At 30.9% G+C, this 20734-nt stretch carries 20 protein-coding genes; 11 read left to right on the top strand and 9 right to left on the bottom strand.

Features of this window, described 5'->3' with window-relative positions:
* Window positions 1-6: 6 nt before the first annotated feature.
* From WC223_03285 to WC223_03275, 3 genes are all read right to left on the bottom strand, one after another.
* Entirely contained in the window at window positions 7-684 is a 678-nt protein-coding gene (locus WC223_03285) for a 2-C-methyl-D-erythritol 4-phosphate cytidylyltransferase (protein ID MFA6923255.1), read from the bottom strand.
* Window positions 685-696: 12 nt separating this feature from the next.
* Window positions 697-1746, bottom strand: coding sequence for a tRNA preQ1(34) S-adenosylmethionine ribosyltransferase-isomerase QueA (queA, locus tag WC223_03280; protein MFA6923254.1), 1050 nt, complete (start codon window positions 1744-1746; stop codon window positions 697-699).
* 85 nt (window positions 1747-1831) lie between these two features.
* On the bottom strand, window positions 1832-3058 hold the full coding sequence (locus WC223_03275) for an S-adenosylmethionine:tRNA ribosyltransferase-isomerase (protein MFA6923253.1): 1227 nt from the start codon (window positions 3056-3058) through the stop codon (window positions 1832-1834).
* Between the two features lie 70 nt (window positions 3059-3128).
* Here WC223_03275 and WC223_03270 point away from each other — a divergent pair, with 70 nt between their 5' ends.
* Complete coding sequence (locus tag WC223_03270) at window positions 3129-4610, top strand: polysaccharide biosynthesis C-terminal domain-containing protein (protein ID MFA6923252.1); 1482 nt, start codon at window positions 3129-3131, stop codon at window positions 4608-4610.
* Window positions 4611-4645: 35 nt separating this feature from the next.
* Here the strand turns inward: WC223_03270 and WC223_03265 are convergent, their stop codons facing one another.
* Window positions 4646-5623, bottom strand: coding sequence for a D-alanine--D-alanine ligase (locus tag WC223_03265; GenBank protein ID MFA6923251.1), 978 nt, complete (start codon window positions 5621-5623; stop codon window positions 4646-4648).
* Window positions 5624-5715: 92 nt separating this feature from the next.
* On the opposite strand from WC223_03265, the gene WC223_03260 reads away from it, so the two are divergent.
* From WC223_03260 to WC223_03245, 4 genes are all read left to right on the top strand, one after another.
* On the top strand, window positions 5716-6495 hold the full coding sequence (locus WC223_03260; GenBank protein ID MFA6923250.1) for a PASTA domain-containing protein: 780 nt from the start codon (window positions 5716-5718) through the stop codon (window positions 6493-6495).
* 213 nt (window positions 6496-6708) lie between these two features.
* Window positions 6709-8658, top strand: a complete 1950-nt coding sequence (locus WC223_03255; GenBank protein ID MFA6923249.1) for a T9SS type A sorting domain-containing protein — start codon at window positions 6709-6711, stop codon at window positions 8656-8658.
* Between the two features lie 39 nt (window positions 8659-8697).
* Window positions 8698-9183: a hypothetical protein gene (locus WC223_03250; protein ID MFA6923248.1), complete on the top strand. Its 486-nt coding sequence runs from the start codon at window positions 8698-8700 to the stop codon at window positions 9181-9183.
* Window positions 9176-9793 (top strand): hypothetical protein, encoded by a 618-nt coding sequence (locus WC223_03245; protein MFA6923247.1) that lies wholly within the window; start codon window positions 9176-9178, stop codon window positions 9791-9793. The genes WC223_03250 and WC223_03245 overlap by 8 nt, the downstream gene beginning before the upstream one ends.
* A 459-nt stretch (window positions 9794-10252) precedes the next feature.
* Here the strand turns inward: WC223_03245 and WC223_03240 are convergent, their stop codons facing one another.
* The 4 genes from WC223_03240 to WC223_03225 form a co-directional block, all read right to left on the bottom strand.
* Complete coding sequence (locus tag WC223_03240; GenBank protein MFA6923246.1) at window positions 10253-10624, bottom strand: hypothetical protein; 372 nt, start codon at window positions 10622-10624, stop codon at window positions 10253-10255.
* A gap of 111 nt (window positions 10625-10735) precedes the next feature.
* Complete coding sequence (locus WC223_03235; protein MFA6923245.1) at window positions 10736-11071, bottom strand: HepT-like ribonuclease domain-containing protein; 336 nt, start codon at window positions 11069-11071, stop codon at window positions 10736-10738.
* Window positions 11064-11366 carry a nucleotidyltransferase domain-containing protein gene (locus tag WC223_03230; protein MFA6923244.1) on the bottom strand — a complete coding sequence of 101 codons (303 nt, stop codon included), beginning with the start codon at window positions 11364-11366 and terminating at the stop codon, window positions 11064-11066. Before WC223_03230 ends, WC223_03235 begins: the two co-directional genes overlap by 8 nt.
* Before the next feature lie 228 nt (window positions 11367-11594).
* On the bottom strand, window positions 11595-12164 hold the full coding sequence (locus tag WC223_03225) for a 3'-5' exonuclease (protein MFA6923243.1): 570 nt from the start codon (window positions 12162-12164) through the stop codon (window positions 11595-11597).
* A gap of 186 nt (window positions 12165-12350) precedes the next feature.
* Here WC223_03225 and ricT point away from each other — a divergent pair, with 186 nt between their 5' ends.
* The 6 genes from ricT (at window position 12351) to WC223_03195 (ending at window position 19330) form a co-directional block, all read left to right on the top strand.
* Window positions 12351-13373 (top strand): regulatory iron-sulfur-containing complex subunit RicT, encoded by a 1023-nt coding sequence (gene ricT / locus WC223_03220; protein MFA6923242.1) that lies wholly within the window; start codon window positions 12351-12353, stop codon window positions 13371-13373.
* Entirely contained in the window at window positions 13370-13855 is a 486-nt protein-coding gene (locus WC223_03215) for a gliding motility lipoprotein GldH (GenBank protein ID MFA6923241.1), read from the top strand. Before ricT ends, WC223_03215 begins: the two co-directional genes overlap by 4 nt.
* 163 nt (window positions 13856-14018) lie before the next feature.
* Window positions 14019-16259, top strand: a complete 2241-nt coding sequence (locus WC223_03210) for a transglycosylase domain-containing protein (protein MFA6923240.1) — start codon at window positions 14019-14021, stop codon at window positions 16257-16259.
* 149 nt (window positions 16260-16408) lie between these two features.
* Window positions 16409-17383, top strand: coding sequence for a M23 family metallopeptidase (locus WC223_03205; GenBank protein MFA6923239.1), 975 nt, complete (start codon window positions 16409-16411; stop codon window positions 17381-17383).
* A gap of 149 nt (window positions 17384-17532) precedes the next feature.
* Entirely contained in the window at window positions 17533-18513 is a 981-nt protein-coding gene (locus tag WC223_03200; GenBank protein MFA6923238.1) for a type I phosphomannose isomerase catalytic subunit, read from the top strand.
* Between the two features lie 70 nt (window positions 18514-18583).
* Complete coding sequence (locus tag WC223_03195) at window positions 18584-19330, top strand: hypothetical protein (GenBank protein MFA6923237.1); 747 nt, start codon at window positions 18584-18586, stop codon at window positions 19328-19330.
* A 192-nt stretch (window positions 19331-19522) separates the two neighbouring features.
* On the opposite strand, the gene WC223_03190 is transcribed toward WC223_03195, so the two are convergent.
* On the bottom strand, window positions 19523-20656 hold the full coding sequence (locus WC223_03190) for a pyridoxal phosphate-dependent aminotransferase family protein (protein MFA6923236.1): 1134 nt from the start codon (window positions 20654-20656) through the stop codon (window positions 19523-19525).
* Window positions 20657-20734 lie beyond the last annotated feature (78 nt).

Genomic DNA, 20734 nt, shown 5'->3' with positions numbered 1-20734 from the left:
AACAAATCAGCGTCTATTTTTTTCAAAAATTACTTTAGCAAAATCAAAATCCAGAGGAGTTGTAATTTTAATATTTTCTCTTTCTCCTTCAACCATAAAAATTTTTAAACCTAATTGTTCAACAACAGTTGCATCGTCGGTAAAGCTTGGAGAAAAATTCTGTTCGTAAGCTTTTTTAAGAATAGCGGATTTAAAACATTGAGGGGTTTGCACTGAATAAAAAAATTTTCTGTCAACAGCAACATTTACATTGCCTATTTTTTCACGCATTGATTCATTTGGTAACAAAACGGGAATTGCATTTCCGTTTTTTTCGGCAACTTTGAAAATATTACTGATAAGCTTTTCCGAAACAAATGGTCGCACTCCATCGTGTATTGCAATAATACTGTCATCTTTTATAATATTCAACGCATTTTTAACAGAATGAAAACGTGTATTACCTCCACTTACAATTGTATGTTTAATTTTTATTTTATGTTTTTCACAAAGTTTTTTCCAATGTGAAATGTATTCTTTAGGGAGAGTTACAATAATGTTTATTGATTTATCATACTTATAAAATGAATTTATTGCATGATAAAGAATCGGTTTATTTTTAATGAGTAAAAATTGTTTGGGAGTGGCAGAAAGCATTCTTTCTCCTTTTCCGCCGGCAGTGATAATTACAAATTTCTTCAGCAAAATAAAATGATTTTATACAATTAACATTGCATCACCATAAGTGAAAAATCTGTATTTTTCTTTAATAGCGACTTCGTAAACATGCATCAAAAAATCAAATCCTGCAAAAGCAGAAGCCATCATCATTAAAGTGGATTGTGGCAAATGAAAGTTGGTAATCATGGCATTCGCAATACTGAATTCATAAGGAGGAAAAATAAATTTATTTGTCCATCCGTTAAATGGATTTAAAGTGCCATTTGTGGAAACCGATGATTCTACTGCTTTCATGGATGTTGTGCCGATAGCACAAATAATCTTTTTATGTTGTTTTGCTTTATTAACAATTTCAGCTGCTTTTGCATCTATTATAACTTGTTCGGAGTCCATTTTATGTTTAGAAAGGTCTTCAACATCTACATTTCTGAATGTTCCCAATCCTGCGTGCAAAGTTATTTCGGCAAAATTAACACCTTTAAGTTGTAATCTTTTTATTAAATGTTTACTGAAATGAAAGCCGGCAGTAGGAGCAACAACAGCACCTTCGTGCTGTGCGTAAACTGTCTGATATCTTTCCTTGTCTTCGGGTTCAACTTTTCTTTTAATATGTTTTGGGAGCGGTGTCTGACCAAGTTCTTCAATAGTATTTTTAAAATCTTCCTGTGAGCCGTCAAATAAAAATCTGAGAGTTCTTCCTCTTGAAGTTGTATTATCAATAACTTCTGCCACCAGCGAGTCGTCTTCACCAAAATATAACTTATTGCCTATTCGGATTTTTCTTGCAGGGTCAACCAAAACGTCCCATAAACGTGATTCACGGTTTAATTCCCTGAGAAGAAAAACTTCAATTTTTGCACCGGTTTTTTCTTTTGTTCCATAAAGCCGTGCCGGAAAAACTTTAGTATTATTCAAAATCATCACATCACCATCGTGAAAATAATCGATTACTTTGTTAAAAACTTTATGTTCTATTTTTTTTGTATCTCTGTGTACAACCATCAATCTTGATTCTTCACGATTTTTGACAGGGTGCAATGCAATAAGTTCAGATGGTAAATGATATCTGAAATCCGATAATTTCATCTTTTTATATTTTTTAGTTTAACAACAAATGTATGAAATCAGAGGGGGGGTTGTAAAGTTTTTTTTAATAAATTTTGTTAAAAAGTTAAAAAAATCTCTGAAACACACAACTGTCGCCATAACTGAGAAAACGAAAATTATTTTTTAAAGCATAAATATAAACATTTTCCCATTTGTCGCCTATAAATGCAGCAACCAATAACAATAATGTGCTTTGTGGCATATGAAAATTTGTAATAAGATAATTTGCTGTTTTAAATTTATAACCGGGAATAATAATTAAACTTGTTCGTGCTGATAATATTGTTTTATTCTTATTTTTCAAATATTCCAATAAATAATTTAATGATTCTTCAAATGAAATACCAATATTGTAATTATCTTGATAAGCTTCCCATTGTTCAAGAAATAAAATTTCATTATCCCGAAAATCTTTATCAACTTTAAGTTTTACTCCCATAAAATACAAGCTTTCCAAAGTTCGTAAAGTTGTTGTTCCTACTGAAATAATATTTTTATATTTGTTATTTATCAGCGTTATCAAGAATTCTTTGCTTATAAAAAAAAATTCAGTATGCATTTTATGATTTTCAATACTGCTTTTTACCGGTTTGAAAGTACCTGCTCCAACATGCAAAGTGATGTTTGAGAAATTTATTTTTTTCTTTTTTATTTCTTCAATAACATTTTTTGTAAAATGCAACCCGGCTGTGGGAGCGGCAACTGAACCCTTTTCTTTTGCATAAATTGTCTGATATTTATTTTTGTCGGTATCATCGGAAAAACGTTTGATGTATGGAGGAAGCGGAGTTTGTCCGAACATGTCAATTATTTCGGCAAATGAAAGATTTTCGGGTTGCCAGCAGAATTCAACAATGAAAAAATCTTTTTCGCAGTACAATTGATTTGCCGATAAACATATTTCTTTATTGTCATGTTTTATTTTATTGAAAAGTAATCCGGTTTTCCATTTACTTGCGTTTCCTATAAAACACTTCCATTTGCAGTTTCCTTTTTTTTCAAAAGCAATGTTATATTCATCCTGCGGCTCAAGACAGAATATTTCGATTTTTGCACCGCTTGGTTTTTTTAAAAATATTCTCGCCTGAATTACTTTTGTATCATTGAAAATCATTAATGAATTTTCGGGAAGATATTTGGAAATATTTTTAAATATATTCTCACTGATTTTGTTGTCTTTGAAAACAAGTAATTTAGAATCATCTCTTTCTTTCAATGGGAATTGAGCAATTCTTTCCAAGGGAAGAGTATATGAAAAATCTTTGATATTAAGGTTTTCAGCAAGCAACATTAATTTTTATTTTAAAGTGGTAAAAATAATAAATATCCATAACTTTGCCTTTAACAAATAAATTAAAATTTTGAGTCAACTTCAGAAACTTGCCGGTCAAACTGCCATTTATGGATTAAGCAGTATTGTTGGACGATTGCTCAATTACCTTTTAGTTCCCATTCATACAAGGGTTTTTGTAACTTCCGATTTCGGAACTATTAGCGAAATGTATGCTTATGTGGCTTTTCTTATAGTAATTCTCACTTATGGAATGGAAACAACTTTTTTCAGGTTTACAATTGACAATGATAAAAAATCGGTTTACAGCACTTCGTTAATTTCTTTATTTTTCACTTCATTTTTCTTTGTTGCCGTTTCAACAATATTTGCACAACCTATAGCCTCTGCAATAAGGTACCCGAATAACAGCGAATATATTATTTATTTTGCTTTAATCATATCGCTTGATGCACTTTCGTCGGTTCCTTTTGCAAAACTCAGACAGGAAAACAAAGCAAAAAAATTCGTAATTGTAAAAGTAGTGGGGATTGGTGTTAATATTTTTTTCAATTTATTTTTTCTTTTATTATGCCCGTATTTATACAAGCACAATATTATGCCTGATTTTGTAAATCTTGTTTTCAAAGGAAAAGTAGGAGTAGGTTACGTTTTTATTGCAAACCTTATTTCAAGTATAGCAACTATTATAATATTGCTGCCCGAAATGCTCAGGATAAATTTCAAATTTGACTTTTCTCTTTGGAAAAAAATGATGCCTTACGCATTGCCTTTGTTGATAGTCGGGTTGGCGGGGAATGTAAATGAAACCATGGATAGAATTTTACTTAAATATTTGCTTCCCAGAAATATCTCAATGCACGAACTCGGAATTTATGGTGCCTGTTACAAAATTTCGATTATGATGACAATTTTCATTCAGGCATTTCGATTTGCTGCCGAGCCGTTTTTCTTTTCTAATTCGCAAAAGGAAAATGCTAAAAATTTATATGCCGATGTGATGAAATATTTTGTAATTATATGTTCATTTATTTTTCTAGTAATAACGCTTTATATTGATATTGTTAAATATTTCATAGGTGAAGATTATTTTTCGGGATTGAAAATTGTTCCGATATTATTGCTGGCAAATATGTTTTTGGGAATATATTTTAATTTATCTATTTGGTACAAATTAACAGACAAGACACAGTTTGGTTCATATCTTTCAATTTTCGGTGCAGCAATTACTCTTGTTCTTAACTTTATATTCATACCCGTTTACGGATATATGGCTTCTGCCTGGGCTACTTTCTTATGCTATTTTTCTATGATGGTTATTTCTTATTTTATCGGACAGAAATATTATAAAATACCTTATAACTTAATAAAAATAATCGGGTATTTATTATTTGCAGTTTTAGTTTATGGAGTTTCTTATTTTATCTCCGAATACTTTAAACCTAATGTTCTCAGCTTAAAGCTTATTGTAAATACTCTCTTGCTCGGCGTGTTTATTATTGTTGTTTTTATGTTTGAGAGAAAAATGAAGTCAGTAGTCAGTAGTCAATAATCAGTATTATTCACTATTAATTATTCATTATTAATTTACCTCAACGCTTCCTCAATCAAAATACCAATTAACTCTTTCATCGGCATTCCAATTGTTTTGATTTGTCCGGGAATTATGCTTTCAGCGGACATACCGGGAACAGTATTTACTTCAAGAAAATATAATTTGTCATTTTTAAGTATGTAATCAAAACGTGATAAACCTTTACATTTAAGTTCTTTGAACAACATTGAGGAAATTCTTTTACATTCCTTTTCAATATTTACGGATATTCTTGCCGGTGTAATTTCTTTTGTTTGTTTATCGCCATATTTTGCTTTAAAATCAAAATAATCACGCTCTGTAACAATTTCGGTTAAAGGAAAAGTTATAATTTTATTCCCTTTTTTTAAAACACCGCAAGTGATTTCTCTACCTTTAATATATTCCTGAAGCAGAATTTCATCATCAACTTTAAAGGCATTAATAATTGCAGGTTTCAAGTCCTTTTCTTTTTTAACCAATGAATTTCCAATACTCGAACCGCTGTTATTCGGCTTAACAATCAAAGGTAATCCGAATTTTGAAATTATCTTTTTGATGTCAATTTTATCTCCCCTTTCAAAGAATAGTGTTTCGGGGATATGAGTTCCAAATTGCCTCACATAATTATTGCAAACATTTTTATTGAAAGTCATTGCCAATACAAGCATGCTCGAAGTAGTATATGGTATTCCGAGAAGGTCGAAGTATCCCTGAAGTTTTCCGTCTTCACCTGGAACCCCGTGAATAATAACAAAAGCACAATTGAATTTTATTTTTTTCTTATTTATAGTGCAACTAAAATCATTTTTGTCAACAAGGTATTTTTTATTTTCACATTCAACATACCAGCCATTTTGCTCAATTAATACTTTGTATGCATTGTAAATTTTGCCATCGATATTGTTAATTATATTCGAAGCACTTTTTATCGAAATTTCCGATTCTTTAGAGAAACCACCGCAAACAACTGCAATATTTTTTTTTATCATAATAAAATTATACTTTTTTCGTTTATCTATGTTTACAAATGTAAAGATAATTCATTTTTTATTACCCCATATAATTTTATATCTTTGCTAACATGATTAACCATAGAGCAAAAGTTATAAATTTTTTCAGAAAACATCCTGTGTTTGCAAATGTTTTTTATGCTTTTGTTTTTATTTTGCTATGTATATGGGTTTTTTCGATTATAATTAATATCTATACTCAGCATAATAAATATATTTATGTTCCCAATTTTACAGGTATTCGTATTGATTCTCTTGATGATTTTGTGAAAGATAAAGATGTAGAATACATCATCAGCGATTCTGTTTACGATATGAAAAAGAAAAAAGGAATTATATATTCGCAGGACCCGTTGCAAAACACAAAAGTAAAATCGGGAAGAAAAATATACCTTACAATTGTTGCACAAACACCCGAAAAAGTGCCAGTGCCCGATGTAGTTGATTTAACTTTGCGACAAGCATTATCAACTCTTGAAACAAGCGGATTAAAAGTAGGGCGACTTGATTATGTTAAAGATATTGCCGAAAATGCGATATTACGGCAAAAATATAAAGGAAGGGACATTAAACCCGGCACATTGGTTGAAGCCGGTTCAAAAATAAATCTTACAATAGGAAGCGGCTTCAGCAGCAAGTCGGCTGAAATTCCTAATGTTATTGGAAAATCGCGATTAGTGGCTATTTCGGAAATAAATGAGGCATCTTTAAATGTTGGAAACGAAACATTTGAAAATGATGTTAAAAGCGACGAAGCAATTGTTAAAAAACAAAAACCGTCTGCAAGCAATAATGTTAACGTTGGTGCTGCAATTGATTTATGGTATGGCTCGGTTAAGAAAAATGAATAATATTTAAAATAAAGTTTATAGTTTGTCGTTTGTAGTTTATTAATTCTTTGTTTTTTATTATAGATTTTTAACTTGACTTAGCTTTTGCTTAAATTTTTTTGTTAAATTGCTTAATTGTTGAATTGTTATTGATCAACTATTAGAAGATATATAAAGGATAAAACAACAATTAAACAATTTAGCAATTTAAATATAATTCAAATTAAATTTTTAATGAAAAGGAATTTTTTTTACGTATTGCTTATTGTGGTTTTTTCTTTTAGTTGTTATTCGCAGGAAACACTTGTTGGATTGCAAACTAATCCTCAGATAACAAATTATCTGAAAAATCATAAAAATGAAATTGCAGAAAGAAATAAAAGAACATCAGTTATATCATTTGCTTACCTTCCTTTTAAAGATGATTTTTCAAAAGATGAAATATATCCCGATTCATCGCTATGGATTGATAGTTGTGTATTTATTAACCGTGACTTTGGAAAAAATCCGGTAACCTTGGGTGTTGCAACTTTTGATGCTTTGGATAAAAACGGCAAACTTTATAGTAATGCAAGTTCAAGTTCCGAAATTTCTGATTTTCTCACTTCAAAACCAATACGACTCGATTCAACAAATGAAGCAACTCCACAGCCAATAAATGTCAGCGATTCCGTTTATTTAAGTTTTTTTTATCAACCGCAGGGAAATGCTGATAATTCACCTGAACTAACAGATTCTTTGGTTCTCGAATTTTTTAATCCTTCCGACAGTACATGGAATACTGTTTGGGCATCCGCAGGTGGCATAACATATCAGCAGTTCTACAATACTTATCATAAAAGTTTCAGATTAATTATGATTCCTATACGGGATTCCCTATATTTTAATAAGAATTTTCAATTCAGATTTAAGAATTATACAAGCATAGCAAACAGTTATGAACCGAGCTGGGCTTCGGGTGTTGTTGACGAATGGAACATTGATTACGTTTACCTGAACAAAAGCCGAAACATTGGCGATACAATTTTTGATGATGTTGCATTTGTTGATAAAATAGGCTCGCTCTTAAAGGACTATCAATCCATGCCTTGGGCGCATTTTAAAGCAAACCCTTTCGGGCAAATGGTAGATACAGTTAAAGCTATTTACAGAAACATGAGTAATTCAACAAGAAATGTATTAAGGAAATTTAAAATTACTGATTTGTCGGGCTCAAGTTCTCCTTATGAATATCAGGGAGGAAATCTCAATATTTCACCATTTTCAGAAATTACATTTAGCGCTCCATTAAATGGCTTTTCTTTTCCTGCAAATTCTTTCGATACAACAACATTTGAAATAAAGGATTCATTAAATACCACACCCGATTTTAATAATAATAACGACACGGTAAAAGCAAATCAAATCTTCAGCAATTATTACGCTTATGATGATGGAGTGCCGGAAGCCGGCTGGGGCTTGAGTGGAAGTGATGCATATAAAGGTAAAGTTGCATATAAGTTTATTCTTAATAAATCCGATACTTTAAAAGGAATACAAATATATTTTAACAGAACACTAAACGAAGCGAACAAGAAAATGTTCTATCCTGCAGTTTGGAGTTCATTGACTCCCGAAACAATTATTTATAAAAAAACCTCACCTGCTCCTTTGCCTGTGTTTGAGGACAGTTTAAATGAATTTCATACATATTATTTAGATGTGCCGCTTGTATGTTCGGGAACCATTTATGTTGGCTGGTATCAAACTACAAACGAAAATTTAAATATGGGTTTTGATTTAAACAATGATTTTGGATGGCAAGGAACAAGTAATAGCAATTTATTTTATAACCTCGACGGAATATGGCAAAACTCCTCATATAAAGGAGCATTAATGTTACGTCCGGTATTTGGAAAAAATACTTCAAATACAGTTGAAAATAATAATTTTAAAAATAATATTTCAATATATCCTAATCCCGCCAAAGATTTCATCAATATTCAAAACGAAACGAATGAAAAGAAATTAAGAATTGTTATTTTTGATTTTATTGGAAGAGAACGAATAAATAGTATTATTCAAACTGATTTTAAAAATACAAAAATCAATTTGAAAGATTTAAATAATGGATTGTATATTTTACAAATATCAAATTTGAACGGAAACATGATAAAAAATTCAAAATTTGTTGTTTTGAAATAATTTAAATAAAACTCGCAGCTTTTTAAAACCAAAGTAAAAATGCTTTTTAAGGAAATTGTAGGTCAAAGCGAAGTAAAGAAAAAACTTATACAAACTGTTAAGGACAACAGGATAAGTCATGCACAGTTGTTTGCAGGTAATGAAGGAGTAGGAAAGCTTCCTTTGGCAATTGCTTATGCACAGTATATTTCATGCGAAAACCGTCAGAAAGAAGATTCATGCGGTGTATGTTCATCATGCGTAAAATATGAAAAACTCATTCATCCCGATTTGCATTTTCTTTTTCCGATAGCAAATGTTTCTTCTGCTTCGGGCAGTGCAGCAAAAGCATCTTGCTTCAATCCTAATATACTTCAGGAATGGCGTAATTCCGTTCAGAATAATCCATATCTTGAACTTAACGAATGGCTCGGAAATATTGAAATTGAAAATAAACAGGCAACAATAAACGTAAAAGATTGCAATGAAATAATAAAAATACTCGGTTTAAAAGCTTTATCATTCCGCTGCTCCCAAGTTGCTTAAAATTCTTGAAGAACCACCTGATAAAACTTTATTTCTGTTGATTTCCGAAAATCCCGAACAGGTTGTAAAGACAATTCTTTCGCGAACGCAAATGGTAAAAATTCCGCATATAAGCGATGATGACATACGTTCGGCATTAAAAAATAAATATAATGAATCGCAAAGCAGAATTAACTATGCCGTTAATCTTGCTAATGGAAATTATTTTGAAGCTGTAAACATTTTAAATAAAAGCGATAAAGAAAAATCGGATTTTAATTTTTTTGTTGACTGGATGAGGTTGTGCTGGAAGCCCGAATTTGCAAAAATTTCCGATTGGGTTGATGAAATTTCGAAAATCGGAAGAGAACGACAAAAACTTTTCTTAAACTATGCACTGCATTTGATAAAAGAATGTTTCGAACGCACCGGCTGTGGAAAGGAATTTTCGAATATTGAAGAATCGGAAAAAGAAGTGCTGGAAAAATTTTCTAATTTTATTAATCCGAAAAATATTTTAAAAATTTACGAAGAACTTAATACCGCTTCATTTCATATTGAACGCAACGCATATCCGAAAATTCTTTTTATGGACCTTTCAATAAAAATGGCCCATTTATTGAAATTGTAAATTTTTAAAAAAGTTTGTGGTTTGTGACTATTGCTTTGAACTATATTTTCCCTTTTCTTTTTAATTCCCAGAAACATTTTGCCGTAGCCGAAATAATACAGCGAACGCAAGATTTATTAGAAGCTACAGGAATACATATTACGTAAAGCTATGAAATTAGGAATACCAGTAATAAAAAAAAGAGAGCATACAATCACACTTTCTTTTATTACTGTAACGTGAGTTCGGGATTAAATTTGTTTATATTTTTTTATTTTCAATAACATTTAGACATAGCTCATTGTAATCCCAAAGGGATTAAAGGTTTATAGAAAATTATATTGAAAGATTCTTCGACTCCATCGGAGTCGAACATTATTGTTTGGATTGCTATTCTATAAACCTTAAATGCCTTTGGCATTAATTCTTTTTAACCGTATTTGTATTTTGTTAATATTCTATAAATATTTTGATTATCAATTAAAATAATCCCGAACTCACGTTAGTATATGTCATTTCGGATTTCATCCACAAGTCATAAGTGTTTTTATCTATATCTGTTTGCTCTGTTTTTTCAAACAAACCATTTTGATAAATAGCTTGCTTGTATTTTGAATATTCAATACCTATTCTATTTTCAAAATATTTGCTGTAACTAAAGCTTGCATTAACTCCCATTTGATTGTCTGCTCTTTTGTATTCATCTTTATCGATATTCGCATTTATTAATTTAGTAGCGGATGGACCCGCTGATAAAATAATTTCTTTATCTTTTTTAAGAGAAGAATCCTGTGCAAATAAAATATTTGCTACTGCAAAAGTTAAAATAAATAAAAGTTGATTTTTTTTCATAGGATTTATTATTTAAAAAGAATTTATTTGTTTTCTTCTACTCCCGGATTAAAATTCAAGCCAGCGGGGCTAAGCATTCGCCATACAAGCGGTAATGTACCCAGTTGAACATTATTTTTTCAGTAATTCTTTAATTTCTTTCTTCAAGCCCGGCAAATGCCTTGATATTGTTCCCCAAACAATTTCATCATCAATTTTATCATAACCATGAATTACTCTATTTCTCATGCCAATTATTTGAGATATAGACGAAATATTAATAGCGGGTTCTATTTTAATTATTCTACTCATTGCTTCTCCAATTATTTCAAATTCACGCTCAACTGCTCTTTTTAACATTTTATTTTTCTGGTATTGCTTGAAATCTCTTTTTTTGCCAATGTATTTTTGTATAGATTCGATGGAATTCTTAATGTCAAACAGATATTTTAATGCTTTTTCATTCATACAATATGGTCTTTGTTTTATTTATTGAATTAATGAAATACGGATTTGAAAGCGATTTGTCTGTAATCAAATCAACTTTTCTTTTAAATAATTTTTCAAATATTTCACAAACCATAAAATAATTGTCGGCATAATCGCCATAATTCATAGGTTTAAATGACACCAATAAATCAATATCGCTATTTTTATTAAATTTATCAGTGCATACAGAACCAAACGCATACAAACTTTTAATATTATATGTGTCACAAATAGTTTTAATATTTTCTATGTTTGCGGAAATTATCCTATCCATATTTTTCTTTTTTTTACAAAAATAATAAAATTATATGAATTCATTTTGAATGGCAGATACAGAGTTTGCAATCCAGTTATTGATTATCTTGTTCTTGTTTCCATTCTAAATATTGCTCATAAGTCATACGTTTTCTTAAATTACTAAAATTTTCATAAAATGCTTTATTAGAAAGTACTATTGGAATAATTCCAACAACAAAAATATAATTTTGAATAACGAATTATTCTATATTTTTCCTTTTCTTTTTAATTCCCAGAAACATTTTGCCGTAGCGGTTATATCAATGGCAGCATTATGAGCTTCATCGAATCCGGTTTGAAATAGTTTATAATGCAATTCAGATAATTTTGGCCATTTATAACCATAAGGTCCATCAAGGGCACAAAAATTTGTTGTGCTTTCCATTGTGCAGATTTTTCTTTTTGAAGATATTGTATTTTTCATTCCAACCCTTAAAAATTCCGCTCCAACAATTTTTTCATCAAAACGAATGTTGTGAGCAACAAGCACTTCTGCCTGACTTATTAAAGATTGAAAATTCTGCAAAACAGTTATTAATGGATTACCTTCTTTAATTGCTCTTTCCGTTGAAATTCCATGAATGCGGGAAGCGTCTGCCGGAATCGAAAAACCTTCGGGTTTAATAATAAAATCGCCACCAGAAATTTTACTGCCATTTTTGTCAAAGAATAAAAAAGCTAATTGCACAAGTCTTGGCCAATTGTTCAGGTCTGTTATCGGTGCTTTCCAATTTCGTGGTAATCCTGTTGTTTCAGTGTCGAAAAATAAATACATAACATTTGTTTTAACAAAATCCTTAATTCACAAAAATACTAAAATAAATCCCATAAAAATAACTCATTTATTAAAATTGCAAAATTTAATGTAACTTTGTAAATAAACATTAAATATTTACCAGCATAATTTTTTATGAATTGTTTTGATTGTACATCTAAAGATTGTAGTTATAAAAAAACTTATTTGAATAAGAAATATTACATCAACTCTAACAAGTTCAATACATTTAATTGGCTCGATGATATTCCATTGCCCGAAGGCAAAGAATTATTTGATATTGTTGAAGTAAGATTTAAAAACAGCAGAAAAGATTTTTTTAAAAATGTAAATAAAATAAATCTTGTCATTGGCGATGTTGTTGCGGTTGAAGCGAGTCCGGGTCACGACATAGGTACGGTTTCACTTATAGGAGAATTGGTACGGATGAAAATAAAATTAAGTGAAATTGATGAAAAATCCGAAGAAATAAAAAAAATATACAGAAGAGCACGGCAAATAGATATTGATAAATGGAATTCCGTTAAGGAACTTGAGGTTTTAACTATGTATAAGGCAAGGGAAATAGCGAAAAACCTTGGTTTAACTATGAAAATTTGTGATGTTGAATATCAGGGTGACGGAACAAAAGCCATATTTTATTATACTGCCGAAGAAAGGGTTGATTTCCGCGAACTCATAAAAATTCTTGCCGATGAATTTAAACTGAGAATCGAAATGAAGCAAATAGGAGTTCGGCAGGAATCCAGTAAACTCGGTGCTATTGGTTCATGCGGAAGAGAAGTTTGTTGCTCAACCTGGCTTAACGAGTTCAAATCTGTTTCAACCAATGCAGCCCGTGTTCAGCAATTATCACTAAATCCACAGAAACTTGCCGGACAATGTGCCAAACTTAAATGCTGCTTCAATTATGAGTTTGATGCCTACATTGATGCTTTGCAAGATTTTCCCGATAATTCAGTTATTCTTCAATCTAAAAAAGGTGATGCCGTTTATCAAAAGACAGATGTTTTTAAAAAAATGATGTGGTACTCATATAAAAACGACCCAAACACTTTAATAGAAGTTAATATCGAAAGGGTAAAAGAAGTGATGGCAATGAACAGCAAAGGACAAAAGCCCGCTCAAATAGAACTTGAAAAAGAAAATGACGAAAGCAATATTCTCTGGGATAATAAAAATGAAAATCAAAATTTTATCATAAAATGAGAGAACCATCCAAACTATTCGGAAATTTATTTTTAATTTCAATAGCTTTATTCCTATTTTATTCGTGTGATAAAAACAGAGTGTTCGAGGATATAAAAGAAATACCCGAAGGAAACTGGAACAGAAAAAATAAAATATCTTTTGAAATTAATATTACCGATACAACTTCGCTGAATAATATTTATTTCAATATTCGCAATAAAGGTTCTTACGCTTACAGAAATATTTACATTTTTTTAAATACTATTTACCCCGATAACAAGTCGTCAATAGACACTTTTGTTTGCATACTTGCAAATGAAAAAGGAAGATGGCTTGGCAAAGGCATTGGCGATTTATGGTTCAACAGGATGCTGTTTAAAAAAAATCTTGTTTTTCCAAAAAAAGGAAAATATATTTTTAAATTTGAGCAGGCAATGCGGAATGAGGATTTGCTCGGAATTACTGACATAGGCATTCGTATCGAAAAGGTTGAAAAATAACAAATTTATATAATACAATTGTAACAAAACTGAAGTTGGAAATTGGAAGTTGGAGGTTAGAAAAATCGCAAATTTCCAACATTCAACATCTAACATCCAGCTTCATTAATCAAAGACAATAATATTTAATGTAACACTAAACTTATTATTATCTCTAATAAAAATGACAAAAAGCAAAACCGGTAGAAGTTTTATTAAGTTTATCTGGCTCATGCTTATTGTTCCGCTTGTATTGATGATGTTGCTTTTTTTTGCAGTATCATTCGGATGGTTCGGACAATTGCCCACTTTCACACAACTTGAAAATCCCAAAAGCAGTCTTGCCAGCGAAGTTTATTCTGCAGATAATGTTATTTTGGGAAAATATTTTTTTCAAAATCGTTCTAATGCCCGTTATAACGAACTTTCATCAAATGTTATAAATGCACTTGTGGCTACCGAAGATTACAGGTTTCAAAAACATTCAGGAATTGATTTCAAAAGTTTATTCAGAGTTGTTACAAAAAATATTTTGTTTGGAAATAAAAATGCAGGCGGCGGCAGCACAATCTCACAGCAATTGGCAAAAAATCTTTTCCCGCGCGAAAAAAATCCTCACTTTTTCAAACTTGTTATCATAAAACTTAAAGAATGGCTCACAGCAATAAAATTAGAACGCAACTATACAAAAGAAGAAATTGTTGCAATGTATCTTAGTACAGTTGATTTCGGTAATCAATCGTATGGAATAAAGTCGGCAGCAAAAACATATTTCAATACAACTCCCGATGCACTGAAAGCAGAACAATCAGCATTACTGATAGGACTTTTAAAAGCTCCTTCGTGGTACAATCCGGTTAGAAATTATGACAGAGCCATAAAAAGACGTGAAGTTGTTTTGCACCAGATGTACAAATACAATTACATATCCGAAAAACAATATGATTCATTAAAAACCCTTCCAATAGATTTATCAAGATTTAAAATACAAGACCATACAGAAGGATTGGCAACATATCTGCGCGAATATCTGAGAGGAGTTCTTGCCGAATGGTGCAATAACCATTTAAAAGCAGATGGCACTCCTTATAATTTATACAGAGACGGACTAAAAATATATACTACAATAAATTCAAAAATGCAGAAATATGCCGAAGAAGCTGTTGTTGAACATTTGAAAGAACTGCAATCGCAATTTTACCGACACTGGAAAGGCATTAAAAATGCACCTTTTGATGAATCCATGGAACCTGAAATGATAAAAGAAACTTATGACCAGTCAGTGAAACGAAGCGACCGTTATCAGTTTCTGAAAGCACAGGGATATAGTGAATTTGAAATCTCAAAAATATTTAAAAAACCTGTTAAAATGAAAGTTTTTTCATGGAAGGGAATCAAAGATACTACCATGTCGCCAATGGATTCGATAAAATATTATAAATATTTTTTACTTTCTGGTTTAATGTCGGTTGAGCCGAGAACGGGTTATGTGAGAGCTTATGTAGGAGGGATAAATTATAAATTTTTTCAGTACGACCATGTGATTTCAAGCAAGCGACAGGTGGGTTCAACATTTAAGCCATTTTTATATACACTTGCGATGCAGGAAGGAGAATTTACACCTTGCTCTAAAGTTCCTAATATTTCTGTCAGTTTTGAAAATCCCGGGGGTGAACCATGGACGCCAAAAAATTCAAGCGATGCAAGAGAAGGAGAAATGGTAACTTTAAAATGGGCACTTGCAAATTCTATAAATAATATCTCTGCTTATTTGATGAAAAGATACAAACCCGAAGCAGTGGTTCAAATTGCAAGAAAAATGGGAATTACAAGCTCTATTCCTGCTGTACCTTCAATATGTCTTGGAACTGTGGAATTAAGTTTATATGAAATGGTTGGAGCTTATGCAACATTCGCAAATAAAGGCAGATGGATTGAGCCAATATTAATTACAAAAATTGAAGATAAAAATGGCAACGTGCTTGAAACATTTTCGCCAAAAACAACAGAAGCTTTTAACGAAAATACTGCATTTTTAATGCTCGATTTAATGAAAGGCGTTTGCTTATGGGGAACTGGCGCAAGATTACGGTATAAATATAATTTGTCAAATCCTATTGCAGGAAAAACAGGAACGACTCAAAATAACTCCGACGGCTGGTTCATGGGAGTAGTGCCACAGCTTGTTACGGGCGTCTGGGTTGGCTGCGAAGACAGAAGTGTACACTTCAGAAGCACCGATTTAGGACAGGGAGCCACAATGGCTTTACCAATATGGGCATTATATATGAAAAAAGTATATGCCGATAAATCATTAAGAATCCGACAGGAAGATTTTGACGGCATAGAAAAAGTTTCATCAAAACTTAATTGCAATACTGATGATTCAGAAAAAAAAGAAAAGGAAAATGAAATTGATTTTTAACAAAAACTTTAAATTGCTAAATTGTTAAATTGTTGTTTCTATAATTTATCTGTACTGCTTTTGATTTTTTAACAATTAAACTATATTATTTCAACAAAAGTTAAATCATAATCGTTTGTAGAATATATTTTTTGAAACCCAAGTTACAGTTGAAAATAAAAAATAAATATCAAAACAGATTAAAAAAAACATTTCTTTTTTTTAAATTCTTTTTTATCTTTTTATCTTTTTATCTTTTGCTAAATAATACTTTAAAAGCTCAGGAAATTGAAGATAATTTTGACCAGGAAGCTCAAGATACTACTTTCAATGATGATTATTTCAACGATGAACTTTTAACTACAGACGAACTAATATATGACAGTAATGCAGTTGCTTTTAATGATTGGTTTTTTTCTCATTCTACTGTAATTTATAATTTCACAAAAGCTCCTTGTCAGGATATTTATCAACTTTGGGATACAGTATTTGTACATCCTTATAAGTTCGATATTTTTAAAATGCTCGATTCCACAACAATTACTTTAGTGAATAATAAAAGTAAATATATTCATCCGATGAAAAATTATATTACTTCGGGTTTTGGTTATCGGTGGAGGCATTATCATTTCGGTACTGATATAAAACTTAATGTTGGTGATAGCGTTCTTTGTGCTTTTGACGGAATGGTGCGTGTTACAAAGCGAAGTAAAAGTTACGGAAATGTAATTGTTGTGCGGCATAATAATGGTTTGGAAACTGTTTATGCCCACTTATCAGCATCAAATGTAAAAACAAATCAGGTTGTAAAAGCAGGCGACTTGCTCGGATATGGCGGCAGCACAGGCCATTCAACTGGACCACATCTGCATTTCGAAATAAGATACCTCGGACAACCTATAAATCCTGTAATGGTGATTGATTTTACAAATTATAAATTGCTCTCAAATGAACTTAACCTTACAAAAAATTCTTTTAAATACTTGGTAGAAGCACGGCAACCGAGATATTATAAAGTTAAGAAAGGAGATAATATAGGTAAAATATCAAAAAAATTAAGAATTCCTGTAAAAACACTATACAGATTGAACAGAATGAAATCAACAACACCACTTAAAATCGGAAGATATTTAAGATATAGGTGATAAAAAATTGATTTATTTTATTTTTGCATGATTTATAATATTATTATTAGATTAGTAAAATTATTTAATTGCTTAATTGTTGAACTGTTGAATTGTTGAAATTATTTTTCTAATCCTAAATCTTAAATCCTTAATCCTAAATTTTATTTATGAATTCATTATATCCGTTAAAATTCAAAACAATATTTAAAGATAAAATCTGGGGTGGTGATAAAATTAAAACTATTCTGGGAAAAGATTTCTCACCGTTGCCAAATTGCGGCGAAGCATGGGAAATATCAGCAATTCAGGGCGACTTGTCGTTGGTAAAAAACGGTTTCCTTGAAGGAAATAATCTTGAGGAACTCGTTGAAATATACATGGGCGATTTGGTTGGTGATAAAATATATGAACAGTTTGGAATAGAATTTCCTTTATTGATAAAATTTATTGATGCTAAGGAAATGCTTTCTGTTCAGGTGCATCCCGATGATGAAACAGCAAGAAAAAATCATAATAGTTATGGAAAAACTGAAATGTGGTATGTTCTGAATGCAGACAAAAATTCACAAATTATAAATGGCTTCAACAAAGAAGTGAACAAAGAAATATTTCTGGAACATCTGAAAAATAATAAACTGAAAAATATTCTGAACTTTGAAAACGCCGAAAAAGATGATGTATTTTTCAATCCGGCAGGTAGAATTCATGCAATAGGTGCGGGAATTTGTCTCGCTGAAATTCAGCAGACATCTGATATAACATACCGCATTTACGATTGGGACAGAGTTGATAAAAAAGGGAAATCACGCGAATTACATCTCAACTTTGCACTTGATGTTATGGATTACAAACATTACAATAATTATAAAACATATTATCAAACGGAATTAAATAAATCGTCAAACATTATTGAATGTCCTTATTTTACAACAAACGTAATTCATCTTACAAAAGAAATTTCATTGGATTATAATTTTATAGATTCTTTTGTAATTTATATTTGTGTTGAAGGAAAAATGAAACTTGAGTACGGAAAAAACGCAATTGATTTGATTAAAGGAGAAACCGTTTTGGTTCCGGCAGTTTTAAAAAATATAATACTGAAGCCCGAAACAGAATCGAAATTACTGGAAGTTTACATTTTTTAAAAAAATATTTTTACAATTTTTCTGTTATAAAAGAGTTTATATGCAAATGATTAAATTTAACATTAATAAAATGAAGAAATTTTCAATAATATTCTTTTTTCTTTTTTCTTTTATTTATGCATTTCCTCAGGCAAGTATTAAAGATTCAAGTATTTTTATTTCCGCTATTTCGGCTTCTTATACATTGCAAATTCCCGGTGGAGATTTGGCAAAACGATTCGGATTAAATTCAAATGTTGGTGGTGCTTTTTCGATAAAAGACAAAAAGAATTTTCTTTACGGAATCGAATTTAATTTTATGTTCGGCAATAAAATTAAAGAAGATAATATTTTCGATTCTATTTCTACAAATGTTGGTTTTATTATTGATGCTAATGGAGAACCCGCAGAAGTTTATCTTTTTGAAAGAGGATTTTATATCGGAACAAAATTCGGTAAAGTATTTAAAGGTTTTGGACCAAATCCGAATTCGGGATTTTTATTTACACTTGGTCCCGGTTTTTTGCAGCATAAAATAAGAATTGAAAATACCAATAACAGTGCTTATCAGCTGCGTGGTGATTATAAAAAAGGTTACGACCGCCTTACAAACGGTTTTGCCCTGAATGAATTCATCGGATATATATTTCTGGGAAATAAACGGCTTGTTAGTTTTATTGCAGGATTTGATTTTACCCAGGGTTTTACCCAAAGCCGCCGCTATGATTTTAATAAAATGAAAAAAGATACTTCCAGACGCTTAGATTTACTTTATGGCTTCAAAGTTTGCTGGCTGATACCTATGTATAAAAAAGCTCCCGAAAAATATTATTATTGAAATTGTCGATATTTTCCCAGTAGGGTGTTAAAAGTGTTCTGTGTAACTCTGTGCATTCTCTGTGGCTCTTTGTGTTATTTTTTATTTTATTGTTACACAGAGATTCACAGAGTATTCGCTGAGAACCACAGAGAAAGAAGTACTAAAATTTTGCTTTTGAGACAGCATGCTTGGAGGGGTTTTTTGAAAATTTCAAATTTTCTGTTTCAAAACATCAATCAACTTTTTTACTTCCTCTTCTTTGTTAAAGCTATGTAAAATAATTCTCAGGCGTTCTTTTCCTTTAGGTATAGTTGGACTGAGAATGGGGCGCACATCAAGTCCATTTTCCTGTAAATGTTGTGCTATTTTTTTTACATTATCATTACCGGGAATTATAACCGACTGAATTGCACTTTCACTTTTTATCAATTCCAAACTGTTGATTTCTTTTGCTGAAGATTTAAAAAGATTAATCAGCTCCTTTAATTTATTAATATTTTCAACATCTTCAGAAAGTTTTTCGTAAGCAAGTTTAACCGAAACTAAACTATGCAAGGGCAATGCAGTAGTGTAAAAAAATGAATGTGAAAAATTGAGCAGATATTTTCTCAATAAACTACTTCCAAGTATTATTGCCCCGTGGCTGCCGATTGCTTTGCCGAATGTGTGCATTCGAGCAAAAGTTTTTCCCTGTAAATTTAAAAGTTTTACCAATCCTTCTCCTTTATTTCCTACAACTCCGGTTGCATGTGCTTCATCAACTATGAGATTTGCATTGTATGCGTTGCAGGCGACAGAAGTTTCTTCTAATAATGCAAAGTCGCCATTCATAGAATAAACCGACTCAACAATGACAAAAATATTTCCTTTCGCAATTTCAAGTTTGCTTTGTAAATCACAAATATCATTATGTTTGAAGGAGTATGAATTTGCAAAACTCAAACGAACACCTTCTCTTACCGAAGCATGCGACAATTCATCATAAATTACAGTATCACCACGCTGCGGAATACTTGAAAGTAATCCTAAATTTGCATCAAATCCCGAATTAAAAATCAGTCCTGCTTCGGCACCATGAAATTCAGCAATATATTTTTCGAGCTCTTCGGTGAATTTATAATTTCCTGAAATCAAACGTGAACCGGTAGAACCAATTCTATTTAAAAAAAGCTTAGCTTCATTAAATTTTTTAATTAAGTCATCAGAACGAGCATAACCAAGATAATCATTGGAACAAAAATCAATAAGATTATTTTCGCAACGTAAATTTCGTAGCAAATTTTCTTTTTCTTTTTTATTTAATGAATCGTTTAAAAACTTATCAACTGAAAAATTTTTACTCATAAATTTTATATAATTTCTACAAAGTTATGTAATTTATGAATGTTGATTAAATTTGCAAAAAAGCTTTACTAAGTTTTC

Source organism: Bacteroidales bacterium (assembly GCA_041671145.1).
Taxonomy (GTDB): Bacteria; Bacteroidota; Bacteroidia; order Bacteroidales; family JAHJDW01; genus JAQUPB01.
The sequence above is the reverse complement of the archived record's forward strand: the minus strand, read 5'-3'. Positions and strand labels throughout refer to the sequence as shown.